The following is a 3010-nucleotide window of genomic DNA, read 5'->3' as shown; positions in this document are numbered from 1 at the left end:
CTCTGAAAATCTCTGAAATATACGCAGCATAATTAACAGTAAATGTAATTAATGCAGCTGTAAAAGGTTCTAATACAATTCCAATTACAGGCAATCCATAATATACAAAGAATAATTGTAATAAAAGAGGTGTACCTCTAAAAATCCAAGTATAGATGTTGATTATATAATGAAGAAATTTAAATTTAGAAATTTGTCCAAGTGCAAGAACAATTCCTAGAGGCAATGAGATTATAAGTGTAAAAATATAAAGTTTAAGAGTTAGTGATAACCCTTGTAAAATATATAAAATATTATTTTCCATGAAAGCTCCCTTTTTATTTATTTCCAAACCATTTAACGTAAATTTTATTAAATGTTCCATCATTTTTTATTTCAGTTAAAGTTGAATTTATTTCATTTCTTAAAGCAATATCATTTTTTCTTAATCCAATAGCGATTTTTTCTTTTTTAAGAGGTTGTCCTAAAATTCTAAACTCTGGTTTTTTAGAAATATAATATTTTGCAACTACAGAATCCATGACTACAGCATCAGTTCTTCCAGCTTCTAGATCAAGTAAAGCTTCTACATTACTAGGATACTTTTTAATATCTTTAACTTCTTTAGCTAAAGGAGAGTTTTCAAGAGCAAAATAAGCACTACTTCCCATTTGCAAACCGATATTTTTATTTTTTAAATCATCTAAGGTTTTAATGTTTTTTCTTTTTACAAGTATTATTTGATCATCATTAAAATAAGGATCAGAAAAAGCAATTTGCTTTGCTCTAGTTTCAGTTATTGTTAAACCATTCCAAATTGCATCAATTTTTTTACTTCTCAAGTTAAATAAAATACCATCCCAATCGCATGGTACAAATACGGCTTTAACACCCATTCTTCTAGAAACTTCTTTAGCTAAATCAATATCAAAACCAACAATTTCTCCCTTGTTATTTCTAAATCCCATAGGAGCGAAAGTATCATCTAATCCAACTACGAATTCACCTTTATCTTTAATTTGAGTTAAAGAGTTATCCTTAGCAAAAGCAAAAGTAAAAATTAAAGATATTAACATAAAAAATTTAAATATTGTCTTCATAATTATCCTCCAGTATTTTTTTAAACAAAAAAGCCACTTAGACTTAATCTAAGTGGCTTCTATTAAGAAAATATATTCTTCCTCATGTCACATAGATACAGACTAAAATTGTAATTACAATTAGAGTCTGTATTTATGAAAAAAATTCATATAACAAACTCATTTATCTATGATGATGGTGATGTATTGTTCTAAAATTTATTGAGTAAAACATAATTTCCTCCGTGTCTTATTTTTGTACTATCATATACCTATTTTAGGATAATGTCAAGTGTAAAATTTAAACGAAGTCTTCTACTGTGCCAAACTTATCTTTCATAAGAAAAACATTTGAGTTCCAATTTAAATCAAAATATTCATTTCTTTCATTTTTTTCAGTGATTATATGATTGTTAGTGTGTGCGTTTACCTGGAAAACTTCTGTCCATAATTTTTTTAAAATTTTATTTTCATAGAGATAAAATTTAATAAAAATAAATCCCATATTAGTTGAAAATATTTTAGTTGATTGTTTTTTTGAAAAGTTAAAAAATAAACTATTAAAAAATTCACCTTTAATTTCAGTTGTTAAATCCATTCCTTCAAAACTTTTTGTTTTAGTAAGAGTAAATGTACTGTTATATAATTCTTTATTTTTAGTAGATATAATTTTTCCTTTAATCAATTAAAAATCCTCCTAAATTTAAAAGTAATAATATAAAAAAAGAAAAAAGTCAATTTGACTTTTTTCTTAAATATTCCAAGGCATTGAAATAAAACCAATAACTAAAATAGCAATTAATACTAATCCCATAATAATTCTAACATAATGTTTTTTTTCCATGAAGTTCTCCCATTTATAAATTTGTATTGTTATTTGAATCTTTAATCCATTCCCATGCTTCAAGAGTTTCATCTTCTAAAAAGAATTTCGATTGAATATGTTTAAAAGAAGTAAGTGGTTTAGAAAATGTAGTGATAATATTCCAAATTTTTTGATTTGAAATAATAGCAATTTTTTCAATCTTCTCTCCAAGTTTTAAAAACCCTTTGAAATCTTCAACAGCAGCTTTAAACTCAAAATTAATATTCTTTTCTAAGTGAATTAAAATATTAATTTTCCCATTATTTTTAATTTCATTTTCTAATTTAGATAAAAGTTCAAGCTCATCCTCTAATGTAATTGTATCTATAACATCGATTTCAACGATGTTATTGTCAATATCTAAAATTTTATATCCCATACAAACCTCCAAATTAAAAATCAGATAAATAAATATACTGTAGAAAAAGAAGATTCCTTTTAAAAAATTTGAATAAAATTGAATATACTTAGTGAAATAAACTTTGTTGTTCATATATTTTAATAATTTTAGCAGATTTATATTTTTTACAAGCTTTTAAATAAAGTTCTATTCCTTCTTCTAGAGTATCAGCAATTCCTAGAGCTTTTGTTTTATTTTTTAACTCAATATTAACCATATATTTATTTGAATATTTATTATATACAACACCATTTATATCATTTTTAAGAGAGATTTTAACTCCTCCTTCTATGATATACTTTTGCTTCATTTTAAACACCTCCTTTGGATAAAAAAAGTAAAAACCTTCTATACAAAACTTAGAAGGTTTAATATATATATAAATTGTTTTGAATATAAAAAAAGTTCTCAATAAATAATAACACAAAAATAGCATGAAATAAAGAGCTATAAATAAAAAAATCTCTCTAAGAGAGATTAATTGACTTTATATGGTACCTAGAAAGGGACTTGAACCCTTACTCCGATGAAGGAAACGGATTTTGAGTCCGTCGTGTCTACCATTCCACCACCCAGGCTTATATGAGAAGATTATAACTTTTTTTTTGACTTTTGTCAATGATTTTATTCCCAATTGATAGTGTCAAGAATTTGTAGGTAAATTTTTTCAAAAATTTTTAGTACACA

General features: G+C 24.8%; 5 protein-coding genes and 1 tRNA gene. All 6 read right to left on the bottom strand.

Translation table 11 applies throughout. From position 1 onward, the window contains the following. On the bottom strand, positions 1 to 304 hold a 304-nt coding region (locus Q0V09_RS09915), incomplete at its 3' end, for an ABC transporter permease subunit (protein ID WP_297489103.1). Between the two features lie 13 nt (positions 305 to 317). Next, a complete protein-coding gene (locus Q0V09_RS09910; protein WP_297489099.1) occupies positions 318 to 1079 on the bottom strand; it encodes an amino acid ABC transporter substrate-binding protein in 762 nt (253 codons plus the stop codon). A 280-nt stretch (positions 1080 to 1359) separates the two neighbouring features. Beyond that, complete coding sequence (locus tag Q0V09_RS09905) at positions 1360 to 1743, bottom strand: hypothetical protein (protein WP_297489095.1); 384 nt, start codon at positions 1741 to 1743, stop codon at positions 1360 to 1362. A gap of 172 nt (positions 1744 to 1915) precedes the next feature. After that, on the bottom strand, positions 1916 to 2302 hold the full coding sequence (locus Q0V09_RS09900; protein ID WP_297489091.1) for an STAS/SEC14 domain-containing protein: 387 nt from the start codon (positions 2300 to 2302) through the stop codon (positions 1916 to 1918). 88 nt (positions 2303 to 2390) lie between these two features. Then, complete coding sequence (locus tag Q0V09_RS09895) at positions 2391 to 2633, bottom strand: hypothetical protein (protein WP_297489088.1); 243 nt, start codon at positions 2631 to 2633, stop codon at positions 2391 to 2393. Positions 2634 to 2815: 182 nt separating this feature from the next. Then, positions 2816 to 2901 (bottom strand) — tRNA-Leu (locus Q0V09_RS09890). Positions 2902 to 3010: the final 109 nt, after the last annotated feature.

The sequence above is a fragment of the uncultured Cetobacterium sp. genome (assembly GCF_947039425.1).
Classification (GTDB): domain Bacteria; phylum Fusobacteriota; class Fusobacteriia; order Fusobacteriales; family Fusobacteriaceae; genus Cetobacterium_A.
Note: the sequence above shows the minus strand (reverse complement) of the source record. Positions and strands in the feature narration are given on the sequence as shown.